The 23,544-nt window shown below is 71.6% G+C and carries 21 protein-coding genes; 13 read left to right on the forward strand and 8 right to left on the reverse strand.

All coding sequences use genetic code 11. From position 1 onward, the window contains the following. Positions 1–5 precede the first annotated feature (5 nt). The 10 genes from ACFHYQ_RS15175 to ACFHYQ_RS15220 all read left to right on the forward strand — a co-directional run bounded on the left by ACFHYQ_RS15175 (position 6) and on the right by ACFHYQ_RS15220 (position 10,623). Entirely contained in the window at positions 6–440 is a 435-nt protein-coding gene (locus ACFHYQ_RS15175) for an NUDIX domain-containing protein (RefSeq protein ID WP_204017023.1), read from the forward strand. A gap of 184 nt (positions 441–624) precedes the next feature. Next, complete coding sequence (locus ACFHYQ_RS15180; RefSeq protein ID WP_394301785.1) at positions 625–1,842, forward strand: exonuclease domain-containing protein; 1,218 nt, start codon at positions 625–627, stop codon at positions 1,840–1,842. A 57-nt stretch (positions 1,843–1,899) separates the two neighbouring features. Further along, positions 1,900–2,679, forward strand: a complete 780-nt coding sequence (locus ACFHYQ_RS15185) for a histidine phosphatase family protein (RefSeq protein WP_394301786.1) — start codon at positions 1,900–1,902, stop codon at positions 2,677–2,679. A gap of 344 nt (positions 2,680–3,023) precedes the next feature. Further along, positions 3,024–3,368: an ArsR/SmtB family transcription factor gene (locus tag ACFHYQ_RS15190; protein ID WP_204016967.1), complete on the forward strand. Its 345-nt coding sequence runs from the start codon at positions 3,024–3,026 to the stop codon at positions 3,366–3,368. Positions 3,369–3,399: 31 nt separating this feature from the next. Then, the gene (locus ACFHYQ_RS15195; protein WP_394301787.1) at positions 3,400–3,882 is read left to right on the forward strand and encodes an NADH-quinone oxidoreductase subunit B family protein; all 483 of its coding nucleotides are present in this window, start codon (positions 3,400–3,402) and stop codon (positions 3,880–3,882) included. 17 nt (positions 3,883–3,899) lie between these two features. Continuing rightward, positions 3,900–5,924, forward strand: coding sequence for a proton-conducting transporter transmembrane domain-containing protein (locus ACFHYQ_RS15200; RefSeq protein WP_394301788.1), 2,025 nt, complete (start codon positions 3,900–3,902; stop codon positions 5,922–5,924). Next, a complete protein-coding gene (locus tag ACFHYQ_RS15205; protein ID WP_394301789.1) occupies positions 5,921–6,889 on the forward strand; it encodes a respiratory chain complex I subunit 1 family protein in 969 nt (322 codons plus the stop codon). Before ACFHYQ_RS15200 ends, ACFHYQ_RS15205 begins: the two co-directional genes overlap by 4 nt. Beyond that, positions 6,889–7,572 carry a hypothetical protein gene (locus ACFHYQ_RS15210; RefSeq protein WP_394301790.1) on the forward strand — a complete coding sequence of 228 codons (684 nt, stop codon included), beginning with the start codon at positions 6,889–6,891 and terminating at the stop codon, positions 7,570–7,572. Before ACFHYQ_RS15205 ends, ACFHYQ_RS15210 begins: the two co-directional genes overlap by 1 nt. A 16-nt stretch (positions 7,573–7,588) precedes the next feature. Further along, on the forward strand, positions 7,589–9,133 hold the full coding sequence (locus ACFHYQ_RS15215; protein WP_394301791.1) for a proton-conducting transporter transmembrane domain-containing protein: 1,545 nt from the start codon (positions 7,589–7,591) through the stop codon (positions 9,131–9,133). Further along, positions 9,130–10,623 (forward strand): hydrogenase large subunit, encoded by a 1,494-nt coding sequence (locus ACFHYQ_RS15220; RefSeq protein ID WP_394301792.1) that lies wholly within the window; start codon positions 9,130–9,132, stop codon positions 10,621–10,623. The genes ACFHYQ_RS15215 and ACFHYQ_RS15220 overlap by 4 nt, the downstream gene beginning before the upstream one ends. Here the strand turns inward: ACFHYQ_RS15220 and ACFHYQ_RS15225 are convergent. Further along, positions 10,602–11,228: a hypothetical protein gene (locus ACFHYQ_RS15225; protein WP_394301793.1), complete on the reverse strand. Its 627-nt coding sequence runs from the start codon at positions 11,226–11,228 to the stop codon at positions 10,602–10,604. The two genes, ACFHYQ_RS15220 and ACFHYQ_RS15225, sit on opposite strands and share 22 nt — an antisense overlap. 159 nt (positions 11,229–11,387) lie before the next feature. Here ACFHYQ_RS15225 and ACFHYQ_RS15230 point away from each other — a divergent pair, with 159 nt between their 5' ends. From ACFHYQ_RS15230 to ACFHYQ_RS15240, 3 genes are all read left to right on the forward strand, one after another. Next, entirely contained in the window at positions 11,388–13,493 is a 2,106-nt protein-coding gene (locus ACFHYQ_RS15230; protein WP_394301794.1) for a sensor histidine kinase, read from the forward strand. Next, positions 13,490–14,161, forward strand: a complete 672-nt coding sequence (locus tag ACFHYQ_RS15235) for a response regulator transcription factor (protein WP_394301795.1) — start codon at positions 13,490–13,492, stop codon at positions 14,159–14,161. Before ACFHYQ_RS15230 ends, ACFHYQ_RS15235 begins: the two co-directional genes overlap by 4 nt. A 97-nt stretch (positions 14,162–14,258) precedes the next feature. After that, the gene (locus ACFHYQ_RS15240; RefSeq protein WP_394301796.1) at positions 14,259–14,822 is read left to right on the forward strand and encodes a hypothetical protein; all 564 of its coding nucleotides are present in this window, start codon (positions 14,259–14,261) and stop codon (positions 14,820–14,822) included. Positions 14,823–14,841: 19 nt separating this feature from the next. On the opposite strand, the gene ACFHYQ_RS15245 is transcribed toward ACFHYQ_RS15240, so the two are convergent. From ACFHYQ_RS15245 to ureA, 7 genes are all read right to left on the reverse strand, one after another. Next, positions 14,842–15,336: an AraC family transcriptional regulator gene (locus ACFHYQ_RS15245; protein ID WP_394301797.1), complete on the reverse strand. Its 495-nt coding sequence runs from the start codon at positions 15,334–15,336 to the stop codon at positions 14,842–14,844. Between the two features lie 236 nt (positions 15,337–15,572). Further along, positions 15,573–17,018: an AAA family ATPase gene (locus ACFHYQ_RS15250; RefSeq protein ID WP_394301798.1), complete on the reverse strand. Its 1,446-nt coding sequence runs from the start codon at positions 17,016–17,018 to the stop codon at positions 15,573–15,575. 126 nt (positions 17,019–17,144) lie between these two features. Continuing rightward, on the reverse strand, positions 17,145–17,975 hold the full coding sequence (locus ACFHYQ_RS15255; RefSeq protein ID WP_394301799.1) for a nitrilase-related carbon-nitrogen hydrolase: 831 nt from the start codon (positions 17,973–17,975) through the stop codon (positions 17,145–17,147). After that, entirely contained in the window at positions 17,972–19,375 is a 1,404-nt protein-coding gene (locus ACFHYQ_RS15260; protein ID WP_394301800.1) for an APC family permease, read from the reverse strand. The genes ACFHYQ_RS15255 and ACFHYQ_RS15260 overlap by 4 nt, the downstream gene beginning before the upstream one ends. Before the next feature lie 28 nt (positions 19,376–19,403). Further along, positions 19,404–21,032: an amidohydrolase gene (locus ACFHYQ_RS15265; RefSeq protein WP_394301801.1), complete on the reverse strand. Its 1,629-nt coding sequence runs from the start codon at positions 21,030–21,032 to the stop codon at positions 19,404–19,406. A 40-nt stretch (positions 21,033–21,072) separates the two neighbouring features. Beyond that, positions 21,073–22,746 (reverse strand): urease subunit alpha, encoded by a 1,674-nt coding sequence (locus ACFHYQ_RS15270; RefSeq protein WP_394301802.1) that lies wholly within the window; start codon positions 22,744–22,746, stop codon positions 21,073–21,075. After that, entirely contained in the window at positions 22,743–23,474 is a 732-nt protein-coding gene (ureA, locus tag ACFHYQ_RS15275; protein ID WP_394301803.1) for an urease subunit gamma, read from the reverse strand. Before ureA ends, ACFHYQ_RS15270 begins: the two co-directional genes overlap by 4 nt. Positions 23,475–23,544: the final 70 nt, after the last annotated feature.

Genomic DNA, 23,544 nt, shown 5'->3' on the forward strand with positions numbered 1-23,544 from the left:
ACGGCATGCCGGAATATCTGGTCGAGCGCAACCCGGGCTACTTCGAATATCAGCTCCCGATATCCGTGAAGCTCGTCATCGACATGGGCGGCAAGGTCCCGCTGCTGATGAACGAGCGCGACGAGTGGGAGTTGCCCGGCGGGAAGCTCGAGGTGGGGGAGACCCCGGAGGTCTGTGTCTGCCGAGAAGTCTTCGAGGAACTCAACATCACCGTGTCCGTAGAGGAGATCATCGACACCTGGGTCTACGAGATCACGCCGCTACGCCATACGTTCATCGTGAGCTTCGGAGCGACCTATACCGGCGACGAAGAGATCCGCAGCTCCAACGAGCACAAGGAGCTCGGCGTCTTCGCCTACGCCGACGTACCGGCCCTCCACATGCCGGAGCCGTACAAGCAGACGATTGAGAAGTGGCAGAAGACTGTTTCCGCTCGCTGATTTCACTCACCGCTGAGCCGGGGCATCCCCGGAGCCGCCCGGGCTGCCACACGCCGCCCGGGCGGTCCTGTGCCTCGGATCGTCACGAGCTGGTCTCACTCTGCCCGTTCCGGCTGACTTTCCGTACGCCCGATGTCATCTTCCAGGCAGGTGTAGGAGATTCACACGGCCAGCAGGGAGTGACATGGCGAACGACCCACTCGGCTACGCGGTCATCGATGTGGAGACGACCGGATTGGCGCCAAGGCGCAACGATCGCGTCATCGAGATCGGAGTCGTCCACCTCACGCCCACGGGTGAGGTGACCGGCGAGTGGGCCACACTCCTCAATCCCGAACGCGATCTGGGCCCGCAGCACATCCACGGCATCCGCGCCGCCGACGTACGGCACGCCCCGACCTTCAAGGACATCGCCGGGACCCTCGCCGAGCTCCTGCACGAGCGCGTCGTGGTCGCGCACAATCTCCCCTTCGACCTCGGGTTCGTCTCGCAGGAGTTCAGCCGGCTCGGCGCGGACGTCCCGCTCCGACGTGACCTCGGGATCTGCACGATGGCCGAGGCCGCCCGTTATCTTCCCGAGGCTCCCCGCGCGCTCGCGGCCTGCTGCGCGATGGCCGACATCCCGCTCAACGGCCACCACGACGCGCTCATCGACGCGCGGGCCGCGGCCGCGCTTCTGCGGCACTACCTGGGCCTCGCCGCTCCGGCGGTCCCCTGGCGGGACCTGCTCCACCTCGCGACCCAGACCTCATGGCCGCACCTGCCGCCCTCGGACACCCCGGCGGTACGGCGTGGCGCCGCGGCCGACCGCAACGGACATTTCCTGGCCCGCATCGTCGACCGGCTCCCCCGCGTGCCACATCCGGCCGCGGCCGACTCCTACCTCGCGCTGCTGGACCAGGTGCTTCTCGACCATCACATCTCCGCGGCCGAGGCCGACGCCCTGGTCCAGCTCGCCACGGATCTCGGGCTCGGCCGCGCGGACCTGGAACGGCTGCACCGCGGCTACCTCGCCGCGCTCGCCGAGGCGGCGCTCGCCGACGGCGTCGTCACCGAAGCCGAACGCCGCGAGCTGGAACTGGTCGCCGCGCTACTCGACCTGCCGCCCGCGGCGGTAGAAACGGCACTGAGCCGCACGGCGGGCGAGACGACGCCGGCGATCTCCCGCTTCCAGCTGACGCCCGGCGACCTGATCGTGTTCACCGGGGAGATGGACGGCGGCCGCGAAGCATGGGAGGCACGGGCCCGCCGAGCCGGCTACGCCCCCCATCCCAGCGTGACGAAGAAAGTGCGGCTCCTTGTCGCGGCCGATCCCGACACCCTTTCCGGCAAGGCCCGTAAGGCACGGGCGTACGGGCTCCCCATCGTCACTCCGGACGCCTTCAGCCGCATGATCAACTGACCAAACGGTTCAGGGCGGTGGCCTGACCTGTTGTCGACGCCGTGATTACATCGACATATGCCGCCATCTTCGATTCCTGGCGTCGCCGAGCTGATCGTGGTCAGGCATGGCGAGAGCACCGCCAACATCGCCTTCGCGGCCGCGCGGGCGAGTGGTGCCCTCGATTTGGGGCTCACCTGTCGGGACGCCGCAGTGCCGCTCTCCCCTCTGGGATGTTGGCAGGCGGCGCGGCTCGGCGTACGCCTGATGGAGTCGCCCACCGATGAGCGTCCCGAGGTCGTGCTCTGCTCGCCATACGTACGTGCCAGGCAGACGCTCGGCATCGCGTCAGCGGTGGTCGCCGCTTGCGGACCAGCCCTGCCGCCACCGCGTTTCGACGACCGGCTGCGAGATCGGGTGATGGGTGAGCTGGAGCTGCTCAGCGACGCCGCGATCGGGGCCCGCTTCCCGGCTGAAACCCGGCGGCGCCGTACCGTCGGGGAGTTTCATTACCGGCCACCCGGCGGGGAGTCGTTCGACGATGTCACGGCCCGGCTGCGGGAGGTCCTCGACGACCTGCACGTACGCCATCCGGGGCGCAGGATTCTCCTGGTGGCCCACGACGCCGTGGTGCTGATGCTCCGCCGCCTGATCGAGGGACTGTCCTGGCAGGAGGTCGCCGACATCGTCCGGGACGGCCCGGTGGCCAATGCCTCCCTGACCCGCTGGCGGCATGCGAACGGCGCCCTCCGGCTCGTCGCCTACAACCAGGTCGACCACCTCCACTCCCCAAAAAAGAGAGAAGAGAGGACACGAGAAGCCCGTGATCTTGCGAATTCTCGCAGTCTGCCCCTCTGAACTGCCCAGATCTCTTTCGTGATCTTGCAGATACTCGCACACGACCCACCTGAACTGCGACTCCATCCTTCGTGATCTTGCACTGCAAGATCACGAAGGACATCGCTCCTGGCCAGAGACCATGCGTGCGAGTAATTGCAAGATCACGAAAGGGAAAGGCGCAGGTGGGGACGGCTTGGTGCGAGAAAGTGCAAGATCACGGGGGTGGGGTGGGGGGTGAGGGTGGGTCGACGAGTTGAAGAAATCTTCAATTCGTCACATACTGGATTGGTGAGTTTCGGACTTATCCAACTTCTTCGGTGTACGTCGCTGACGGTGCGACGCGGCTTAGGCACGGGCTGACCATGTCCGTGCCCCTCCACCAGGTCAAGGCGGAGTTCTTCCGCACGCTCGGCCATCCAGTGCGCGTACGGGTGCTCGAACTGCTCCAGGACGGCCCGCTGCCGGTGCGTGACCTGCTCGCGGACATCGAGGTCGAGCCGTCGAACCTGTCGCAGCAGCTCGCCGTGCTGCGCCGCGCGGGCCTCGTGACCGCCACCCGTGAGGGATCCACCGTTGTGTACGCGCTGAGCTGCGGCGACGTGGCCGATCTACTGCGCGCGGCCCGGCGGATCCTCACCGAGGTACTCTCCGGCCAGGGGAGGGTGCTGGCCGAGCTGCGGCAGGAGGAACAACCCCGGTCCCAATGAGATCATCCGAGTTGGAAGCAGGAGTCGCCGCGTGAGCCTGTGGCGCAAGATCAGAAAGACCGGACGGGTCGCCGAGCCCGCGCCCGAGCGCCCCACCGGGGAGGCCCCGCCGGAGGCGGCCGAGTTGCGTGGGTCCGTGCAGTTCCGCCACGTGGACGCCGGGTCGTGCAGCGGCTGCGAGGTGGAGATCGGCTCGGCCTTCGGCCCCGTCTACGACGCCGAGCGGTACGGGGCCCGGCTCGTGGCCTCTCCCCGGCACGCCGACGCGCTGCTGGTGACCGGCCCGGTCACCCGCAACATGGAGGTGCCGCTGCGCCGCACCTACGAAGCGGTGCCGCAGCCCCGGCTCGTCATCGCCGTCGGAGACTGCGCCCGCGACTGCGGGGTGTTCGCCGGCGCGTACGGCGTCGCCGGCGCGGTGGGCGACGTGGTCCCGGTCGACGCCGAGGTGCCCGGCTGCCCGCCCGAGCCCGAGGCCATCGTCGCGGCGCTGCGGCGGCTGACCGGCCGATGAACCTCCCCGGGACGCTCTTGACGGTCGCGCTCGGCCTGTGCCTGGCGACGGCCCTGCTCGCGCCGGCCGTACCCGCCCGGATCCGGCCCGCGCTGTCGGGCCTCGGCACGGCGGCGGCGGGCGCGGCCGGCGCGGTGGCGGGCGGGGCCGCCATGGCCGGGCACGCCTGGTCGGCATGGCTGCCCGATCTGCTGCCGCTGGCCGGGGTGCGGCTCGCGCTCGACCCGCTGGGCGGGCTGTTCGTCGCGGTCACCGGAGGCGTGGCCGTCTGCGCGGGCGTCTACGGGATCGGCTACGCCCGGCACGGCCTTTCCGGCCGGGTGGTGCAGGCGACGCTGCCGCTGTTCGTCGCGTCGATGCTGCTGGTGCCGGCCGCGGCGAGCGTGAGCACGCTGCTGGTCGCCTGGGAGCTGATGGCGATCACCTCGCTGCTGCTGGTGCTGGCCGAGCACGGCCGCCGTACGGCCGTGGGCGGCGCGGGGCTGTGGTACGCCGTGATGACCCACCTCGGGCTGATCGCGATCCTCGCCGGGCTCGCCGGATTCGCGGCCGGGGCCCACGGCGAGGCCTTCGACCAGCTCCGCGCGGCGCACCTGCCGCCCCTCGCCCGCGACGCGGTGTTCCTGGCGACGTTCGCCGGGTTCGCCTCCAAGGCCGGTGTCGTCCCGCTGCACGCGTGGCTGCCGCGGGCGCACCCGGAGGCGCCGAGCCACGTGTCGGCGCTGATGAGCGCGGCCATGGTCAACATGGGCGTGTACGGCATCGCCCGGGTCGGCCTCGACCTGCTACGCGGCTCTTCGGAAGGCGGTGGCCCGGCCTGGTGGTGGCTGCTGGTGCTGGCCGCCGGCGGCGCCTCCGCGATGTACGGCATCCTGCAGGCCGCGGTCTCCTCCGACCTGAAGCGGCTGCTCGGCTACTCCACCACCGAGAACATGGGGCTGGTGCTGATGGGCCTCGGCGCGGCGGGGTTCTTCGCCACGCGCGGCGCGCCGCGACTGGCCGCCCTCGCGCTGGTGGCCGCGCTGCTGCACGTGGTCAACCACGCGGCGTTCAAGACGCTGCTGTTCCAGGCCGCCGGGTCGGTGCTGCACGCCACCGGAACCAGGGACCTGGACGTCCTGGGCGGACTACGCGCCCGCATGCCGTACACGACGGCGCTGTTCGCGATCGGGGCGCTGGCGGCCTCCGCGCTGCCGCCGGGCAACGGGTTCGTCAGCGAGTGGCTGCTGCTGCAGAGCCTCGTCCACGCGATCCCCGCCTCCGGCGTCGCCGGGGCGGTGGCGCTGCCGCTGGCCGTCGGGGTGGTGGCGATGTCGGCCGGGCTGGCGGTCGCCACGTTCGTCAAGGCGTTCGGCGTCGGTTTCCTCGCCCGGCCGCGCAGCCCAGAGGCGGACAGGGCGGTGGAGAGCCCGCCGTCGATGCTGGGCGGGATGGGCCTGGCCGCGCTCTGCTGCGCCGCCCTCGCGCTTGGCCCCACCGTGATCGTGCCCGGCCTGGCCCGCGCGGTCGGCACGCTGCTCCCGGGCGCCGCACCGGCCACCGGCCCCGTCTCCGGGCCGGCGATGGAGACCGTGACGCTGCACCTGTCCGGGATCGCGGGCACCATGTCGCCGCTGCTGATCGCCGTGGCCGTGGTGGCGGCGATCATCTTGCTCGCCGGGGCCGTACGGATGCTCGCGGCGCGCGGGCGGCGGGTCGCGCGGCTGTGGGACTGCGGTGTCGGACCCATGTCGACGCGCATGCAGTACACGGCGACGTCCTTCGCCGAGCCGCTGCAGCGTGTCTTCGACGACGTGCTGCGACCGGAGACGGACGTCGATGTGACCCCGAAGAAGGAGTCGGCCTACCTGGTGGAGCGGATCCGCTTCCACGCCCTGGTCCCCGACCGGATCGAGCGGCGGCTGTACGGCCCGCTGCTGGCCGCCGTCGAAGCCGTCGGCCGCCGGGCGCGGGCGCTGGCCAACGGCAGCGTGCACCGCTATCTGGCCTACGGCTTCTGGACGCTCACCGGCCTGCTGATCCTCCTGGCGGTGATCCCATGAGCGATGGTTTCATGAGCGGCCTGATCGCGACCGTGCTGCAGGTGGTGCTCGTCATCGCCGGGGCGCCGCTGCTGGTCGGGCTGATGCGCCAGGTGCGCGCCCGCATGGAGGGACGGGCCGGAGCCGGGGTGCCGCAGCCGTGGCGGGACCTGCGCAAGCTGCTGCGCAAGGAGCCGACCACGCCGCGGGACACCGGATGGCCGTTCCGCCTGGCGCCGCTGGTGCTCGCCGGCACGGCGCTGGTCGTGGCGGCCGTCGTCCCGCTCGTCAGCACGGCGTCGCCGCTGGACTCGGCGGCCGACCTGTTCGCGGTGACCGCGCTGCTCGCGCTGGGATCGGTGGCGCTGGCGCTGGGCGGCCTGGACACCGGGACCGCGTTCGGCGGCATGGGGGCCAGCCGGGAGGTCACCGTGCTCGCGCTGGTGGAGCCGACCATCCTGGTGTCGGTCTTCGCCCTGTCGGTGCGGGCCGGGTCGACCAACCTGGGCGCGATCGTCGACCTGACCGCGGCGGACCCGATGCGGGTGCTGTCCCCCGCCAGCCTGCTGGCCGCCGTCGCCCTGGCCGTGGTGACGATCGCGGAGACCGGCCGGATCCCGGTGGACAACCCGTCCACCCACCTGGAACTGACGATGATCCACGAGGCTATGGTGCTGGAGTATTCCGGCCCCGACCTCGCGCTGATCGAGTGGGCCTCCGCGGCTCGGCTGACCGTACTGCTCGGCCTGCTGGGCAGCCTGTTCCTGCCCTGGGGTGTGGCCACGGCCGGTACGGGAGCGCTGGCCGTGCTGATCGGTGTGGCGGCGTTCGCGGTGAAGACTGCCGCCCTGGGCGTGCTGCTGGCCGTCGGTGAGGTGTTCATGGCCAAGCTGCGCCTGTTCCGCATCCCCGAGCTGCTCGCCGGGTCCTTCCTGCTGGCCCTGCTGGCGGTCGCCGCGTCCTTCTTCCTGGCGGGCGGTGCCTGATGAGCGACTCGATGTACGCCCAGTGGCTCGCGCTGGCCTGCGGAGCGTTCCTGCTCGCGGGGGTGCTGGTGCTGTGGCGGCGCGACCTGGCGGCCATCGTCAGATTGTTCGCCCTGCAGGGCGTCGCGCTCGGCGCGATGGTCGTGGTGCTCGGCCTGCGCCAGGGGTCGGTCCATCTGGTCGCCGTCGCGGTGGGAGTGGGGGCGCTGCGCGCCGGCCTGCTGCCGTACCTGATGCGGCGTGCGCTGAACACCCCGCCACCCGGGAACGGGACGGCGGGTGAGGAGGCGCGTGAGACGCGGCCGCTGGTCAACGTGGCGACCTCGCTGCTGGCCGCGGCGGTGCTCGCGCTGGTGGCCTACGCCGTGTCCCAGCCGATCGTGCGGCTGTCGCCCGACCCCGCCACCCAGGCGGTGCCGGTGGCGCTGACCGTGCTGCTGGTCGGCTTCTTCGTGCTGGTCACCCGGCGGCGGGCGCTGTCGCAGGTGGTCGGCTTCCTGCTGATCGACAACGCGATCACGGCGACCGCGTTCCTCACCACCAGCGGGGTGCCGCTGGTGGTCGAGCTCGGCGTGTCGCTGGACGTGCTGCTGGCCGTACTGGTGCTGCAGGTCCTGACCACGCGGATGCGCGCCGCCTTCGGCGGGACCGACCTCGGCGAGCTGCGCGAGTTGCACGACTGATGGAGGAGGACCTGTCGTGACCCTGCTGGTGGGCGCACCCGTGCTGCTGCCGGTGCTGGCCGGCTGCCTGTACGCGGTCCTGGGCTGGCGGCCCGCCACGGCCTGGCTCGGCGCGGTGGCGGCCGCCGGATCGCTGGCCGCGGCGATCACGCTGGCCGCCGTCACCGCCGACGGGTCGCGGCGGGCCCTCGGCGGGCTGCTGCGCGCCGACTCGCTGAGCGCGTTCATGCTGATCGTGATCGGGGCCGTCGCGCTGCTCGCGATGCTCGCCAGCCCCGCCTACCTGGCCGCCGAGTCGGCCACGGCGTCTGCCCACTCTGGGCACGCCGGGCCTCGGGCGGCCCGCCGGTACGGCATGTTCACGCAGGGTTTCATCGCCGCGATGGCGCTCGCCGTGCTGGCGGCCAGCCTGGGCGTGCTGTGGGTGGCGGTCGAGGCCACCACGATCCTGACCGCGTTCCTCGTCGGGCACCGCCGCACCCGCGAGGCGACCGAGGCCGCGTGGAAGTACGTGGTGATCTGCTCGGTCGGCATCGCGCTCGCGCTGCTCGGTGTGGTGCTGCTGCACTACGCGGGGCAGCACGCCGGTGTCGACGCCGGGGCCGGCCTGGATTGGGCGGTGCTGGCCGGGCAGGCCGCCGCGCTCGACCCCGGCGTGACGCGGATGGCGGTCGCCCTGCTCGTGCTCGGCTTCGGCGCCAAGGCCGGGCTCGCCCCGATGAACGCCTGGCTGCCCGACGCGCACAGCCAGGCGCCGGCGCCGGTGTCCGCGCTGATGTCCGGCGTGCTGCTGTCGGTGGCGTTCTACGCGATCCTGCGGGTCAAGGTGATCTCCGACGCGGCGCTCGGCGCCGGTTTCGCCCGGACGCTGCTGCTGGTCGCCGCGCTCGGCTCGCTCGCCGTGGCCGCCGCGCTGCTGATCGCCCAGCGTGACTACAAGCGCATGCTGGCCTACTCCAGCATCGAGCACATGGGCCTGCTGGCCCTGGGCGCCGCCATCGGCGGCCGGCTGGCGCTCACCGCCGTCCTGCTGCACATCCTCGGGCACGGCCTGGCCAAGTCGGTGCTGTTCCTGTCGGCCGGCCACATCACCCTGGCGGCCGGCAGCAGCCGGATCACCGCGATCCGCGGCCTGGCCCGGCGAGCGCCGCTGCTGGCCGGGGCCTTCGGCCTGGGGCTGGCCGCCGTGCTCGGGCTGCCGCCGTTCAGCCTGTTCGCCAGCGAGATCGGCATCGTACGGGCCGGGTTCCAATCCGGCACCTGGGCGGGCTGGGCGACGGGGGCGGCTCTCGTGCTGCTGCTCGTCGTGTTCGCCGCCGTCGCCCGCCACGCCGGGCGCATGCTGCTCGGTCCGCCCCAGGCCCCGGAAAACCCTGATGTTCCCGAGGCCGCGGACTCGGCCGACCCGGCGGGCGCCGTACGGCTGCTGCCGCGCACGGCCGCCCTGCCGCTGGTCGCCGGGCTGGCCGCGGCCGCCGTGCTCGGCGTCTGGACCGGGCCGCTGCGGCCGCTGCTCGAAACCGCCGCGACCACCATCACCAGCGCCGGAGTCACGCCATGACCGAACGCCTCGTCCTCGACATCGGCCCCGGCGAGCTGCCCGGCCACGCCGCGCGACTGCTCGGCGACGGCGGCCACCGGCTGGCGCTCGTGTCCGCGTGCGAGCAGGCCGGCGGTTTCCGCGTCGTCTATCTGTTCACCGCCGCCGGCTTCGATCAGGGCCCGGAACGGCGTACCGAGCTGCGGGTACACCTGCCCGTCGGCGATCCGGTCGTGCCCAGCCTCGCCGCGCTGTCGTTTCCCGCCGGGCGGTTCGAACGCGAGATGCGCGACCTGTACGGCATCGTGCCAGCCGATCATCCACTGCCGCGCCGCCTGGTGCGCCACCACCACTGGCCGCGCGGGTGGTATCCGATGCGCTCCGACGCCGGGCCGCCGCCGTCGTTCGGCGACCCCGAGGGGCCCTTTCCGTTCGTGACCGTGACCGGGCCGGGTGTCTACGAGATCCCCGTCGGGCCCGTGCACGCCGGGATGATCGAGCCGGGACACTTCCGGTTCTCGGTCGTGGGCGAGACGATCCTGAAGCTGAAGGCCCGGCTGTGGTACGTGCACAAGGGCGTCGAGAAGCTCTTCGAGGGCCGCGCCCCCGCCGACGGGCTCGAGCTCGCCGAGCGGGTGAGCGGCGACACGTCCGTCGGTCACGCCCTGGCGTACTGCCTGGCCGTGGAGGAGGCCACGGGATGCACGGTCCCGCGGAAGGCGCAGCTCATGCGGGCCGTCCTCCTGGAGCTGGAACGGCTGTACAACCACGTCACCGACCTCGGCGCGCTGTGCAACGACGTGGCCCACGCCATCCTGAACGCCCATGCCCAGCGGGTCCGTGAGCGGCTGCTGCGGCTCAACGCCGGGGTCACCGGCCACCGGCTGCTGCGCGGCGGGGTCATCCCGGGCGGTGCCGAGCTGCGCGTCCTGCCCGATCCCGCCGTCATGTCGGCCGTCGCCGCCGACGTCGCGGAGATCGTCGATCTCGCTCTCGGGCACACCGTCGTCCTCGACCGGTTCGCGGGCACGGCCGAGCTGTCGGCGGAGGCGGCGCGGGACCTCGGCGTCCTCGGGTACGTCGCACGGGCCAGCGGCCTCGACGCGGACGCCCGCCGCGACCACCCGTTCGCCGACATCGGGCCGCTCAGCGTGGTCACCCGTACCAGCGGCGACGTGCTCGCCCGGTTCCAGGTGCGCGCCGAGGAGATCGCGGTCTCGGTCGAGCTGATCAACCGGCTGGTGGCCGGCCTGTCCGCCGGCGTCCAGCTCGGCGATCGCGTGACGGCCGGGGGGCCGGCGTCGGGCGTCGGGATCGCCGAGGGCTGGCGAGGGACGATCGTCCATCGCGTCGAGCTCGCCGGAGACGGGACGCTGTCCCGCGTGAAGATCGTCGACCCGTCGTTCTTCAACTGGCCGGCCCTGCCCGTCGCGCTGAGCGGCGCGATCGTCCCCGACTTCCCGCTGGTCAACAAGAGCTTCAACCTGTCCTACGCCGGCAACGACCTCTGACCCGCGTCGGCGCGTCGGGTCGCGGTGGCGAGAGCGATGCCGAGCACCGCGTAGGTCACGGCCCAGATGCTCTCGGTCAGCATGGTCGGCTCGTGACCGGCGAAAACCGGGACGAGGAGCACGCCGACGTAGTACAGGGCCAGGAGCAGCGGCCACCACCGCTGCCAGCCGGACCACCGCCCGCTGCGCGCGACGGCGATGCCGGTGGCAAGAGAGGCTACGCCCTGGAGGAGTCCGCCGATCCCCAGCAGCGGGTTGTCGTCGCCGCTGAGGTCGGCCAGCAGGCTGAGCAGCTGGCCGGCCAGGATCACCAGCCAGGCCGCGGCGAACAGCCCGGTGATGGCACGGGCCACGCGTCCGGGGCCGGCGGGCCGAGCCCGATGGACGCCGATGAGCAGGGCGACGTATCCCGCGATGGCGATGGCGAACCCGATCTGGTTGACGAGCCGTGCGCCGATCAGCGGACCGTCCTGCAGGCCGGCCTGGTACTCCCAGACGGTCAGGACAGCCCAGAGAAGACCGGCGGCGATGCCGGTCAGGCCCAGCAGGCGGGCAGGTCGAGTGGCGACGGTCGATGTCACACCGGTCGGGATGGTGGTACTCATGATGTCCTCCTGTCGTCGAGCACCGGATGTGTCCCAGCGTGGGCTGGTGCGGCCCGCCTTCGACAGAGATACTGACCGGGACCGGCCGGGAGGCTCTCCCGGCCGGACCGGGAACGTGTTCCCTGGGGGTGCCCGCCAGCGGTCCGGGAGGATATGACGGTGGACGACGCCACTGTCGCCGGGCCGATCGGCGCAGAACGACCGCCGACGGTCAGATGGTTGCTGCCGGGGCTGGCGCGCGTGATCTCGCTGATCGACGTCGTGTTGCTGCTGTCGGCTGGAACACTGTGGATCACTGGGCGGGTACCGCTGCGTGAGCTGGTCGACGCGTACCTTCTCGGCGACGCCGCGATCGGCGTCTCGTTCGCGGTCTGCGGCGCCATCGTCGCCACCCGGGTGCCGGGGAACCGGCTGGGTTGGCTGATGCTGGGCGGCGGCACGCTGTATCTGATCGCGGCCGCCGTAGGCAGCATGGCCTACGCCCGCATCGCCGGCGGCGACGGCGGCGCGGTGTCCCGGGTGCTCGCCATCGTCTTCTCGACCGTGTGGATGCCGGCCATCGCGATCGGCCTCCCGCTGGTTGTGCAGACGTTCCCGACGGGACGGCCACTGGGCCGCGTGGGCCGTTGGTTCGCGGTCGTCACCATGTTCGTCGGCGTGACCGCGACGCTGGGCTGGGTCACGAGTCCGGACCTGCTGGCCGGCATCGAACTGGACGATCCGGGGCCACTTCTGCCGGCCCGGGTGGCCGACGACCTCGCGGTGATGCTCGGACCGATGCTCGCGGTGGCGGGGGTGGTCGTGCTCGCGTCGTCGGCGGTGCCGCTGGTGCGGCTCGTCCGCCATCGTGGTGAGCAGCGGCTGCAGATGCTGTGGCTGGTCTGGGCGGGAGCGGTCGTCATACTGGTCAACACGCCGGGGTTCGTCGGGTCGGCGCCGCCGGCGCCGGTGCCGCTGCTGACGTTCCCGCTCATCCCGGCCGCGATGACGATCGCCATCCTGCGGTATCGCCTGTACGGCATCCGCGTCCTCATCAACCGCACGCTCGTCTACACACTGCTGACCGGGGTCCTGCTCGGCTTGTACGTGGCTCTGAGCATCGGCATCGGACAGTTGGCCCAGCCCGGCCCGTTGCCTCAGGTGATCGCCACCGGGGCGGTGGCCGTGGCGTTCTCTCCGGTGCGCAGTGGGCTGCAGGCCACGGTCGACCGGCTCTTCTTCGGCGACCGTACCCGGCCCTACGCCGCCCTGGTGCGCCTCGGCCGACAGCTGGAGACGCCGATGGCTCCGGGCGCGGTCCTGCCGGCGATCGCGTCCGTCGTGGCCACGTCGCTGCGCCTGCCGTACGTACGGGTCGCCGCCGGCCGTGAGGGCGGGCCGTACCGGGTGGTCGAGCACGGTTCGCCCGGTGGAAGCCTGGTCGAGCTGCCGTTGAGTCACCGCGGGGAGCCGGTGGGCACACTCACCGTCGCGCTGCCGCCTCGTCAGCTCACTTTGGACGACGGGCGGGCCGCCCTCCTGGAGGACCTGCGTCGCCAAGCAGGCCCCGCCGTCCACGCCGTGGTCCTCACCGAGGATCTGATGCGCTCGCGGGAGCGGACCGTCGCGGCGTTGGAAGAGGAGCGTCGACGCATCCGCCGCGACCTGCACGACGGAATCGGCCCCGTCCTGACCGGATCGGCGTTGAAGGCCGACGCCGCGCGCGGGCTGCTGGGCGATGACCAGACCGGTGCCCGGCAGTTGCTCGATGAGGTGGTGCGAGACAGCCGGTCGGCCATCGACGAGATCCGGCGGCTCGTGTATGGACTGCGCCCACCGGCCATCGACGACCTCGGCCTGGTCGGGGCGCTGCGCCAGCACGCCGAAACCCTCGCCGTCACGACCCGTACGGCCACGACCCTCACAACCGCGACCCGTACGACCGCGACCCGTACGACCGCGACCCGCATCACCGTCACCGCACCCGCTCCGGTTCCGTCCCTGCCGGCCGCGGTCGAGGTCGCCGCCTACCGCATCGCCACGGAGGCGATCACCAACGTCCTTCGCCACGCCGACGCCGGCCATGCCGAGATCCTCGTGTACGCCGATGGTCTGCTGCACATCGAGGTCAACGACGACGGCCGAAGCGGCACCGGGCCGTGGCGACGCGGGGTCGGGTTGACCTCGATGCGGGAACGCGCCGAGGAACTCGGCGGCGGCTGTGAGGCCGGCCCCACACCCGACGGCGGCCGGGTGCACGCCGCCCTCCCCCTGGAGCTGCCGTGACCGATGACCATCCCGTCCGCGTGCTGATCGCCGACGATCACCCGATCGTACGGGAAGGCCTGCGCGCCGTCCTGGGCAACCGATCCGATGTGCAGGTCGTCGCCGAGGTCGCCGACGGCGCCGCGGCGATCCGGGAGGCCGTGCTGCAGCAACCCGACATCGTGCTGCTCGACCTTCAGATGCCCGGGCTGGACGGTCTGCAGGCCGCGCGCCGGTTGCGCGTCGAATGCCCCGGGGCCGCCGTGCTCGTGCTCACGATGTACGACGACGACGCCTCGGTGCTGCACGCCATGCAGGCCGGTGCCCGCGGCTACCTCCTCAAGGGCGCCGGACAGCAGGAGATCCTGCACGCCATCCACGCGGTGCACCAGGGCCAGGCCATTTTCGGCGCCGCCGTCGCCGCCCGCATCACCACGCTCCTCGCCGGTGGCGGTGGCGGCGGCGGCGCATCCGGCTTTCCCGACCTGACCTTCCGGGAGCGCCAGATTCTCGGCCTCGTAGCCGAAGGCCACGGCAACGCCGTGATCGCGCAACGGCTTGGCCTGTCCAGAAAAACCATCGCCAACCACCTGTCCACTATCTACCGCAAGATCCAGGTGTCCGACCGGCCTCAGGCCATTGTCAAAGCCCGTGCCGCCGGCCTTGGCCAGGATCTCCACGACCAGTGACCGCGACTGATGTGGGGCCGTTCACGGCCGCGGCAGGGCCCTCGTCATCCGGCGACCACGAGATCATCGTGCTTCGATCTGTGGTGAGATATGCCGCGTGCGACAGACGTTAACAGTGATCTTGAACTCGATGCTCGTCTCCTGCCTCGTGGTCGTCCTGATCACCGGCGGTTTCCTCGCGTTCTTCTACACCCCGGACGGCGGGGCGGTCTCCTACGACGGCTCCTACACCCCGCTGCACGGAGTCCAGATGAGCGAGGCCTACGACTCGACCCTGCAGATCAGCTTCGACGTGCGCGGCGGCCTGCTGATGCGGCAGTCGCACCACGGGTTCTCCCAGGCCCTCCTGGTGCTGATGGCGCTGCGTGCGGTGGCCGGCCTCACGGCCCGGCAGGTGCTGGCCGGGGTCGCGCTGCTGGGGCTGGGCACGCTCACCCTGGTCGTCGGCTACGCGCTGCCCGACGACCTGTTCTCCGGCACGGTCATGGGGAGGATCCCGATGCCCGTGTGGTACAGCGCCCACCTGCTCCTGGCGCTCGCCGTGGCGGCGGCCTTGGCGATCGTCTGGCGGCGGACGAGCGCCGGACGGCCCAAGTTGTGGCTGGTCCTGGCGGCCTGCCTCATCCTGGTCCTGCTGCCGATCGCCGAGCCCTTCATCTGACCGCGGGCGTCGCTGTCGGTCAGCGGATGCTGAGGCGGAAGCGGGCCGGCGGCTGGGATCGTGTGCGGCGGAACGCGCGGTTGAAGGCGTAGACGGAGGTATATCCGACGGATCGGGCGATGGTCTCGATGCTGTCGTCGGTGTCGCGTAGCCGGCGGGCGGCGAGGTCCATTCGCCATCGGGTCAGGTACGCACCCGGGCTCTGTCCGGTGACGTCCTGGAAGCGTCGGGTCAGGGTGGAACGGGACACCGTGAGGTCACGGGCGAGCGTCTCGGTGGTCCACGACCGGGCGGGCTGCTGATGCATGCGGACCATGGCTTCGGTGACCAACGGGTCGGCGAGAGCCCCGAGCCAGGAGCCGCGGGCGAGGTCCGGGCAGGTGCTCAGCCAGCGGCGCAGCAGTTGGACGAGGATGACGTCGACGAGCCGGTCGAGCACGACCGTGGTGGCGATCTGCGGGTCACAGATCTCTCGGGTGAGCAGGCGCACCGTGTCGTCGAGGGCGCTGTCCACGCGGCCGGCTCGGAGGCGAGCTCGACCTCGAGGGCCTGTTCGACCGCCTCAGCTGAGTCATGTCGCGGCGTGGCCCACCAGGCGGCAACCGGATGGGCCACGCCGGGGATGCGGGCGCTGCTCGTCACCCGAGCCCGTACGCCCGCTTTCCTCGCCCATCACGGCATCGGCCAGTGTCCATTGGTAGTCAGGGGCGCGGTGCTCTCGCGAACCCGAATACTCAGTGAACGGCAAGCTCATGCACGAGGCGGATACAGGTCCTCCAGTCCGATCAGGCGAACACCGGACTCGGTGCGCAGCGCAGGGTCGAATCCGGCCCCGCTGAAGCAGGCCAGGACGGTGTCACGAACGTCGAGCCCTTTGGCGGCCAGCAGCTCTCGGGCCCGCTGCAGGCGGGCGGCATGTTCCAGAGTCAGGCGCTTGCCCCACTTGACTTCGCCCAGGGCCAGGACTCTGTGCGGCTGGCCCGGCACGGCCGGGGCGAACACCACCACGTCCACCTGGATCTGACTCCGCCTGGAGGGGTCGGCCACCACCCCCGCCCCCACCTCGCCGGGAAGCTCACCGAAGACCGGCTCGACCCGTGCGAACTCGCGGCACAACTGCTCGAAGTGGGGGCCGATCACCTGATCGCGGAACCGCGTCCGCGCGTCCAGCCAAACACTTCGCGCTCTGCCGCTCTCCAGCAAGCCCCACTGCGGTCGCATGACCATCTGGTAGAAGGTGATCAGGGGTTCGCAGACGCGGTAGATCGAGCGCCCCTGCCGGAAGACGTCGGCCTCCTTGCGCAGGAGGCAGCTGTCTTCCAGGACATTGAGGTGGTGCCCGATGTCGGCGGCCTTGCGGCCGATATAGCCGGCGATCCCACCTCGTGTCCCATTGCCCGCCGCCACAGCCGCCAGCACCGAGTGATACAAGGCCGAGTCGCGAACGTCGGCTTCTTCCTCCAGAAGATAGCGGGCCTCTCGGAACAGCGGAGTGCCAGGATCGAGCACCGTTCGCTGCACCCAGTCGTCGAAGTCGTCGAGTCCGGCGGGTATGTCGTCGTTGACGAAGCGGAGATAGGCGGGCGTGCCACCCACCACCGCATGGGTGAGCACTCCCAGTCTGGGGTCATCGATGCGCCAGTATCGCGCCGCAAGCGGATAGTCGAACGGGCGTACGACAAGCTCCAACGACGCGCGCCCGCGTAGCGGCGCGCTACCGGAGAGCAGACCACCCATCACGGACATGGCGGAACCGCAGAGCAGCAGGGACACGGGAGCCCTTGACGACACCGCACGATCGATCTCCCGCTGGATGATCGAGGGCAGCGCGGGTGACACCTTGCTCAAGTAGGGGAACTCGTCGATCACCAGTGGACGGCGTCTGTCCGCGCCCACCAGGAAGAGCTGCCTGATCGCCTCATCCCAGCTCGCGAAGCGCATCGGGACCTGAGCGTCCGCGTAGTCGGCGAGCGCGTCGGAGAACAGCCTCAGCGACTCGGTTTCCGTCGCCTCGGTGGCACCGAAGTAGAACCCGCCGGTCTCCCGGGCAAGCGCTTCCACGAGGAAGGTCTTCCCCTGACGTCGGCGCCCGCTGATCACACCGAGCTGTGGCCGCTCATGGGCGCGTCCAGCGAACGCCGACAGGTGACGCCACTCGAATTCGCGGTCAAAGATGCGCTCAGGCTTGTCGAGCATCCTTCTCCAATAGATAGAAGTGTACTTCGTCGAAGTGTACTCCTATCTATTTCAGAGAGACGGAGGAGTCATAACTGTGGGGCCAGCGGGCTTGCGACCCAGGGGCGGGCGACTCGGCCGGCCGCCTCAGGGCTGGGTGACTTCGCCGTAGAGGTGGGGGCGGCGGTCGGCGAGGACGTCGTTGCGGGGGGAGATCCGCTTGTCGGCCGCCTCGGCGAGGGCGCAGTCGGCCAGCAGGATCTGCTCGCCGCCGCCCGGCTCGGCCTCGCTCAGCGGGAAGCCGTCGTGGCCGATGATCGCCGACCCGGACACCCACTCCACCCCGCGCTCGGTGCCGGTCCGGTCGGCGACCGCCAGGAAGATCCGGTTGACCGATGCGCTCGCCTGCGCGCGCACCACCTCGATCGGCCGCTCCCCCGGCGGCCGGGGCTCGGCCGGCCAGTTGGTCGGCGCGCACACGATCTGGGCGCCCCGCAGCGCGGCCAGCCGCAGCCACTCCGGAAACTCCAGGTCGTAGCAGATGACCAGGCCGACCCTGCCGAGCTCGGTGTCGACCACCGGAGGCGGGTCGTCCCCCGGGATGAAGATCTCCTTTTCCCGATCCCACAGGTGCGCCTTGCGGTAGACCGCGCGCAGGCCGTGGGCGTCGACCAGCGCGGTGCTGTTGCGCAGCAGCCCGTCGGCGTCCAACTCGGCGAAGCCGAAGCAGACCACCAGGCCGCGGTCGCGGGCCGCCCGGGCGAGGGCGACCACCGCGGGTCCGTCCTGCGCCTGCGCCGTCCCGCGTGCCTCCGCCTCGTCGGCGAACACATAGCCGCTGGTCACGAGCTCGGGCAGCACGACCAGCCGGGCTCCCCGGTCGGCCGCCGCCGACACCGCGGCCAGCGCCAGGTCGAGGTTGCGTTCAGGGTCGCCGACCACGGGAGCCAGCTGACACGCGGCCACCCGTACCGTCATGACCGCACCGCCGACTTGGGATCCGCCTCGTCGTCCAGTTCGACCTCGGTCAGGCGCAGCTCCGGCGGGCGCCGGGTGAACATCCGGGTCAGCCCGAGCAGGTAGATGAACCCGGCCGCGACCCAGGACAGCCCGACGATGAACGTCAGCCCGGACAGGCTGGTCCACAGCCACAGGCTGAGCAGCACGCCGATGGCGGGCACCACGCCGAACTTGACCAGGTCGGCGGCGGTCCGCCGGCCCTCGTCCACGACATAGTGCTTGATCACCGAGAGGTTCACGAACGAGAACGCGACGAGCGCACCGAAACTGATCATCGCCGAGGCCAGATCCAGGCTGATGAACAGCGCCACCAGCGACACCGCGCCGACCGCGAGGGTGGCCAGCACCGGGTTGCGGAACCGGGGATGCAGGTAGGCGAAGAACCGCCGCGGCAGCACGCCGTCGCGGCCCATGGCGTACAGGATGCGCGACACGCTCGCCTGGGAGGCCATCGCCGAGGCGAAACACCCGGAGATGTAGGCGGCGGTGAAGAAGGCGGCCATGGCGGCGCCGCCGATGTGCTTCATGACGTCCAGCGCCGCCGAGTCCACGTCGGTGAACGACTGCCAGTTGGGGAAGGCCAGGTGGCCGACGTAGGAGATGACGATGAACATGACGCCGCCGGCCAGCGTCGTCAGCATGATCGCCCGGGGCACCCGCCGCCGCGGGTCGTGGGTCTCCTCCGACAGTGTGGAGACCGCGTCGAACCCGAGGAAGGACAGGCACAGGATCGCGGCGCCGCCGAGGATCTTCGAGGTGTCGGCGCCGTCGCTGAAGAACGGCGCGGTGAGCGACGGCAGCGGTTCGCCGGCGACGGCGCGCAGGGCGCCCACCAGGAACACCGCGATGAACACGATCTGGATCGCGATCAGGATGAGGTTCATCCGGCTGACCATGCGGATGCCCAGCACGTTCAGCCCGGTGACCAGGACGATCGCGGCGAGGATCCACACCCAGATCGGGATCATGTCGAAGGCGGCGTGCAGGTAGATGCCGATGACCAGATAGTTGATCATCGGGAGGAACACGTAGTCCAGCATCAGGGCCCAGCCGGTCATGAATCCCAGGTGCGGGCCGAAGGACTTCTGCGTGTAGGTGTAGGCCGATCCGGCGTACGGATGCGCCCGGACCATCCGCCCGTAGCTGTATGCGGTGAACAGCATGGCCGTGAGCGTGACGACGTACGCCCCGGGCAGGTGCCCCTCGGTCAGGTCGGTGACGATCCCGTACGTCGTGAACACGGTCAGCGGCACCATGTAGGCCAGACCGAACAGCACCAGCGAGGGCATGCCGAGCACCCGCTGCAGATGTGTCGTCGTGGTGGTGGGGGTGGAGTGGGGGGTGGGCTGGTTTGGCATCGAACCCTCCTCAGGGCTCCTTACGGACTTACGGGCGCTCGTACACGACGGAGCCCGCGGCGATGGTGTAGTCGACGTGCGCGTCGCCGACCGGACCGGCGGCGCGGCTGAACAGGTTGCGGTCGAGGACGGCGAGGTCGGCGCGCCTGCCGACGGCGATGGCGCCGGCGTCGTCGTCGTGGTTGACGTAGGCGGAGCCGGCGGTGAACGCGGCCAGCGCGACCGGCAGCGGCAGCGCCTGCTCGGGCAGGAACGGCGCGTTGCCGCGGTTGTCCGGGTCGATGCGGGTGACCGCGACCTCGATCTCCTCCAGCGGGTTGGCGGTGGTCACCGCCCAGTCGCTGCCCATCGCCAGCGTCGCGCCGGTGCGGAGCAGGTCGCCGAACGGATATTGCAGGTCGGCGCGGTCCCGGCCGAGGAACGGCAGCGTCAGCTCCTCCATCTGCGGTTCCATCTGCGCCCAGTACGCCTGGCAGTTGGCGGTGACGCCCAGTTCGCGGAAGCGGGGCACGTCCTCGGGCTGCACCAGCTGCAGGTGCGCGATGTGGTGCCGGTGGTCGCCGCCGCCGTTGGCGGCCCGAGCTGCCTGTACGGCGTCGAGCGCGTTGCGTACGGCGCGGTCGCCGATGGCGTGCATGTGCACCTGGAAGCCGAGCCGGTCCAGCTCGGTCACCGCCGCGGCCAGCAGGTCGCGTTCGACGTACGACAGGCCGTGGTTGTCGGTGTGCCCGCCGCAGCCGTCGCAGTACGGCTCGAGCAGCGCGCCGGTGTAGTTCTCCATCACCCCGTCGGTCATGATCTTCACGGTGGTCGGGCGGAACCGCTCGGTGCCTGCCTCCCGCTGGCCGAGGAACTCCGGGATCTGGTCGAGTCCGCGATGCCGGTCCCACCACAGCGCGCCGACCACCCGGGCGGTGAGCCGGCCGGAGGCGTCGAGCGAGCGGTAGGCGTCCAGCGTGGCCGGGGTGACCCAGGCGTCCTGCCAGCCGGTGATGCCGAGGGAGTGCAGGTGGTGTTGGGCGTTGAGGATCGCGGCCTCCCAGTCCTGCCGGCTGGGGAGTGGGACGTGGCGGTCGTTGAAGCTGTAGGCGGCGCCCTCGTGCAGGGTGCCGGTCGGCTCGCCGGTCCGCGGGTCGCGCTCGATGCGGCCGTCGGCCGGGTCGGGGGTGTCCCTGTCGATCCCGGCCGCGGCGAGCGCGGCCGAGTTCACCCAGGCGCCGTGCACGTCCCGGTTGAACAGGAACACCGGCCGGTCCGGCACGATCGCGTCGAGGTCGTCCTTGCTGGGCGTGCCGCCGGGGAAGTACTCCATCGCCCAGCCGCCGCCGACGATCCAGGGCACGTCGGGGTCGGCCGCCGCGTAGGCGGCGATGCGGTCGAGGTAGGCCTGCCGGCCGACCAGGCCGTTCAGGTCCACGTTCAGCCGGTTCCGGCCGGCGAACGGGGCGTGGACGTGCGCGTCCTGGAAGCCGGGCAGCACCATCCCGCCGCGCGCCTCGATCACCCGGGTGCGCGGGCCGATGAGCTCGCCGGCGGCCGCCGCGCCGAGCGCGACGATCCGGTCCCCGCGCACGGCCACCGCGTCGGACCAGCTCCGGGCCGCGTCCACGGTGTAGACGTCGGCCCCGGTGATGACAAGATCGGCGTACGGAGTCACTCGGTGCGCACCTCCTGGTTCTGAGAGAGATTGAGGGGTTTCAGAGGAAGTACAGGCGGGACAGGGACACCCGTTCGGCCGGTCTGGAGGTGAGCGGCTCACCGTCCAGGTCGACCGCGCCGGTGCCGGGATCGACGTGGACCCGCCCGGTGCGGGTGTTGCGCACCATGTCGGGCAGGCCGATGCCGCGCGTGCCGCGTACGGCCACGCGGCGGCGGCGGGTGGGCAGGCGGTCCTCCCCGGCGTCGCGGGCGGACCGGCTGACGAAGGCGACGGCCAGCTCGGCCGGGGCTGCGCCGTACCCGCCGAACTGCGGCCCGAGGACCAGCGGCTGCGCGCTGTCCACCGCCGCGTTGGGGTCGCCGGTCACGCCCCAGGCGGGGAACCCGGCCTTGAGCACGAGGTGCGGGGTGGCGGCGAACCGGGCCGGCTGCCACAGCACGAGGTCGGCGAGCCTGCCCACCGCGATCGAGCCGATCTCGTGGCCGAGGCCGTGCGCCAGCGCCGGGTTGACGGTGAGCTTGGCCAGATAACGCAGCACCCGGGCGTTGTCGTGCCGGTCGTGCTCGGCTCCCCGCTCGGCCTTCATCTTCGCGGCCAGGGCGAAGGTCCGCCGGACCGTCTCCCCGGCCCGGCCCATGCCCTGGGCGTCGGAGGAGGTGATCGGGATGACGCCAAGGTCGTGCAGCACGTCCTCGGCGCCCATGGTCTGCGCGCGGATCCGGTCGCGGGCCATCGCCTCGTCGCTCGGCAGGTCCGGAGACAGCCCGTGGCAGGAGACGATCATGTCGTAGTGCTCGGCGACGGCGTCCCGGCCGAACGGCAGCGTCGGGTTGGTGGAGGAGCCGATGACGTGCGGCTGCCCGGCCAGGCTGAGCACGTCGGGCACGTGCCCGCCGCCGCAGCCCTCGATGTGGAAGGCGTGGATCGTGCGCCCGTCCAGCACGGCCAGGGTGTCCCGTACCGAAAGGCTCTCGTTCAGGCCGTCGGTGTGCAGCGCGACCTGCACGTCGTGGTCCTCGGCGACCCGCAGCGCGGTGTCGAGCGCCCGGGCGTGCGCGCCCATGTCCTCGTGCACCTTGAAGCCGCAGGCACCACCCTCGGCCAGCGCCTCGACCAGCGGCTCGGGCCGGGAGGAGGAGCCACGGGCCAGGAAGCCGATGTTGACCGGCCAGGCGTCGAACGCGGCGAACGCGGTGCGCAGCGCCCACGGCGAGTTCACCCCGACCCCCCACACCGGGCCGAACTCCTGGCCGAGGATCGTCGTCACCCCGGAGGCCAGCGACGCCTCCATCACCCGCGGGGACATCAGGTGGACGTGGGTGTCGATCACCCCGGCCGTGGCGATCAGGCCCTCCCCACTGATGATCGTGGTCCCGGTGCCGACCACCACGTCGACCCCGTCGAGGGTGTCGGGGTTGCCCGCCCGGCCGATCGCGGCGATCCGGCCCGCCCGGATCCCGATCGAGGCCTTGCGCACCCCCAGCACCGGGTCGAGGATCAGCACGTTGGACACGACCAGGTCACAGGTGTCGCGCACCGAGGTCGCCTTCAGGTGCAGGCCGTCGCGGGCGGTCTTGCCGAACCCGGCCAGGAACTCCTCGCCGTACCGCTGCGCGTCGGCCTCGACCTCCACCACCAGCCCGGTGTCGCCGAGCACCACCCGGTCCCCGGTCGTCGGCCCGTACACCGCCGCGTAGTCGTCACCGTTCATGCCCGCTCCCCCGCTCCCAGGTAGCCGCAGGCACGGGCCCGTTCCAGCGCCGCCTCCCGGGCGCCGGGCGCGTCCAGCGGACCGTCCACCAGGCCGGCGAAGCCGACCGCCACCCGCGCGCCGCCGATCGGCACCAGCCGCACCTCACTGGCCGCGCCGGGGTCGAACCGTACGGCCGTTCCGGCCGGTACGGCCAGATGCCGCCCGTAGGCGGCGGCCCGGTCGAAGCGCAGCCGCGGGTTCACCTCGAAGAAGTGGAAGTGCGAGGTGACGCTGATCGGCACGGCCGCCGTGTTGACGACCTCCACCGTCACCGCGTCCACCCCGTCCACCCCCTCCACCGCGTCGTCGCCGTACGGCTCGGCTCGCGGCTTCCCGGGGATCACCGCGCCGGGCCCCCTCGGGTCGGGCCCCGCCGGGCCGAACGGCCCGGTGACCACGGCCAGCCGGGTCCCGTCGTCGAAGACCGCCTCGACCTGCACCTCGGTGACCACGTCGGCGACGCCGGGCAGCACGTCCTCGTGGGTCAGCACCGAGCGGCCGGCCGCGATCGCCTCGCTCAGCCGCCGGCCGTCGCGCGCCGCCTCGCACACCGTGTCGGCGATCAGCGCGGTGGCCTCGGGCACGTTCAGCCGCAGGCCGCGGGCCCGCCGCGCCCTGGCCAGCTCCGCCGTGGTGAACAGCAGCAGCCGGTCGCGTTCCGCAGGGGTGAGATGCACGACTGTCACCTCCGTGTCCAGGGCGTGGGCGCAGGGGGTCGGAGAAGGTGAGCGCGATTAGACCACGCACAGGAACGTT

Source organism: Sphaerimonospora cavernae, assembly GCF_042435035.1.
Classification (GTDB): Bacteria; Actinomycetota; Actinomycetes; order Streptosporangiales; family Streptosporangiaceae; genus Sphaerimonospora; species Sphaerimonospora cavernae.

Excerpts from the sequence above, each read along its gene's own strand:
- ACFHYQ_RS15260 (WP_394301800.1), bottom strand. The coding sequence starts at position 19,375 with ATGCCAAACCAGCCCACCCCCCACTCCACCCCCACCACCACGACGACA.
- ACFHYQ_RS15185 (WP_394301786.1), top strand. The coding sequence starts at position 1,900 with ATGCCGCCATCTTCGATTCCTGGCGTCGCCGAGCTGATCGTGGTCAGG.
- ACFHYQ_RS15210 (WP_394301790.1), top strand. The coding sequence starts at position 6,889 with ATGAGCGACTCGATGTACGCCCAGTGGCTCGCGCTGGCCTGCGGAGCG.
- ACFHYQ_RS15180 (WP_394301785.1), top strand. The coding sequence starts at position 625 with ATGGCGAACGACCCACTCGGCTACGCGGTCATCGATGTGGAGACGACC.
- ACFHYQ_RS15225 (WP_394301793.1), bottom strand. The coding sequence starts at position 11,228 with ATGAGTACCACCATCCCGACCGGTGTGACATCGACCGTCGCCACTCGA.
- ACFHYQ_RS15270 (WP_394301802.1), bottom strand. The coding sequence starts at position 22,746 with ATGAACGGTGACGACTACGCGGCGGTGTACGGGCCGACGACCGGGGAC.
- ACFHYQ_RS15205 (WP_394301789.1), top strand. The coding sequence starts at position 5,921 with ATGAGCGATGGTTTCATGAGCGGCCTGATCGCGACCGTGCTGCAGGTG.
- ACFHYQ_RS15250 (WP_394301798.1), bottom strand. The coding sequence starts at position 17,018 with ATGCTCGACAAGCCTGAGCGCATCTTTGACCGCGAATTCGAGTGGCGT.
- ACFHYQ_RS15220 (WP_394301792.1), top strand. The coding sequence starts at position 9,130 with ATGACCGAACGCCTCGTCCTCGACATCGGCCCCGGCGAGCTGCCCGGC.
- ACFHYQ_RS15175 (WP_204017023.1), top strand. The coding sequence starts at position 6 with ATGCCGGAATATCTGGTCGAGCGCAACCCGGGCTACTTCGAATATCAG.
- ACFHYQ_RS15255 (WP_394301799.1), bottom strand. The coding sequence starts at position 17,975 with ATGACGGTACGGGTGGCCGCGTGTCAGCTGGCTCCCGTGGTCGGCGAC.
- ACFHYQ_RS15190 (WP_204016967.1), top strand. The coding sequence starts at position 3,024 with ATGTCCGTGCCCCTCCACCAGGTCAAGGCGGAGTTCTTCCGCACGCTC.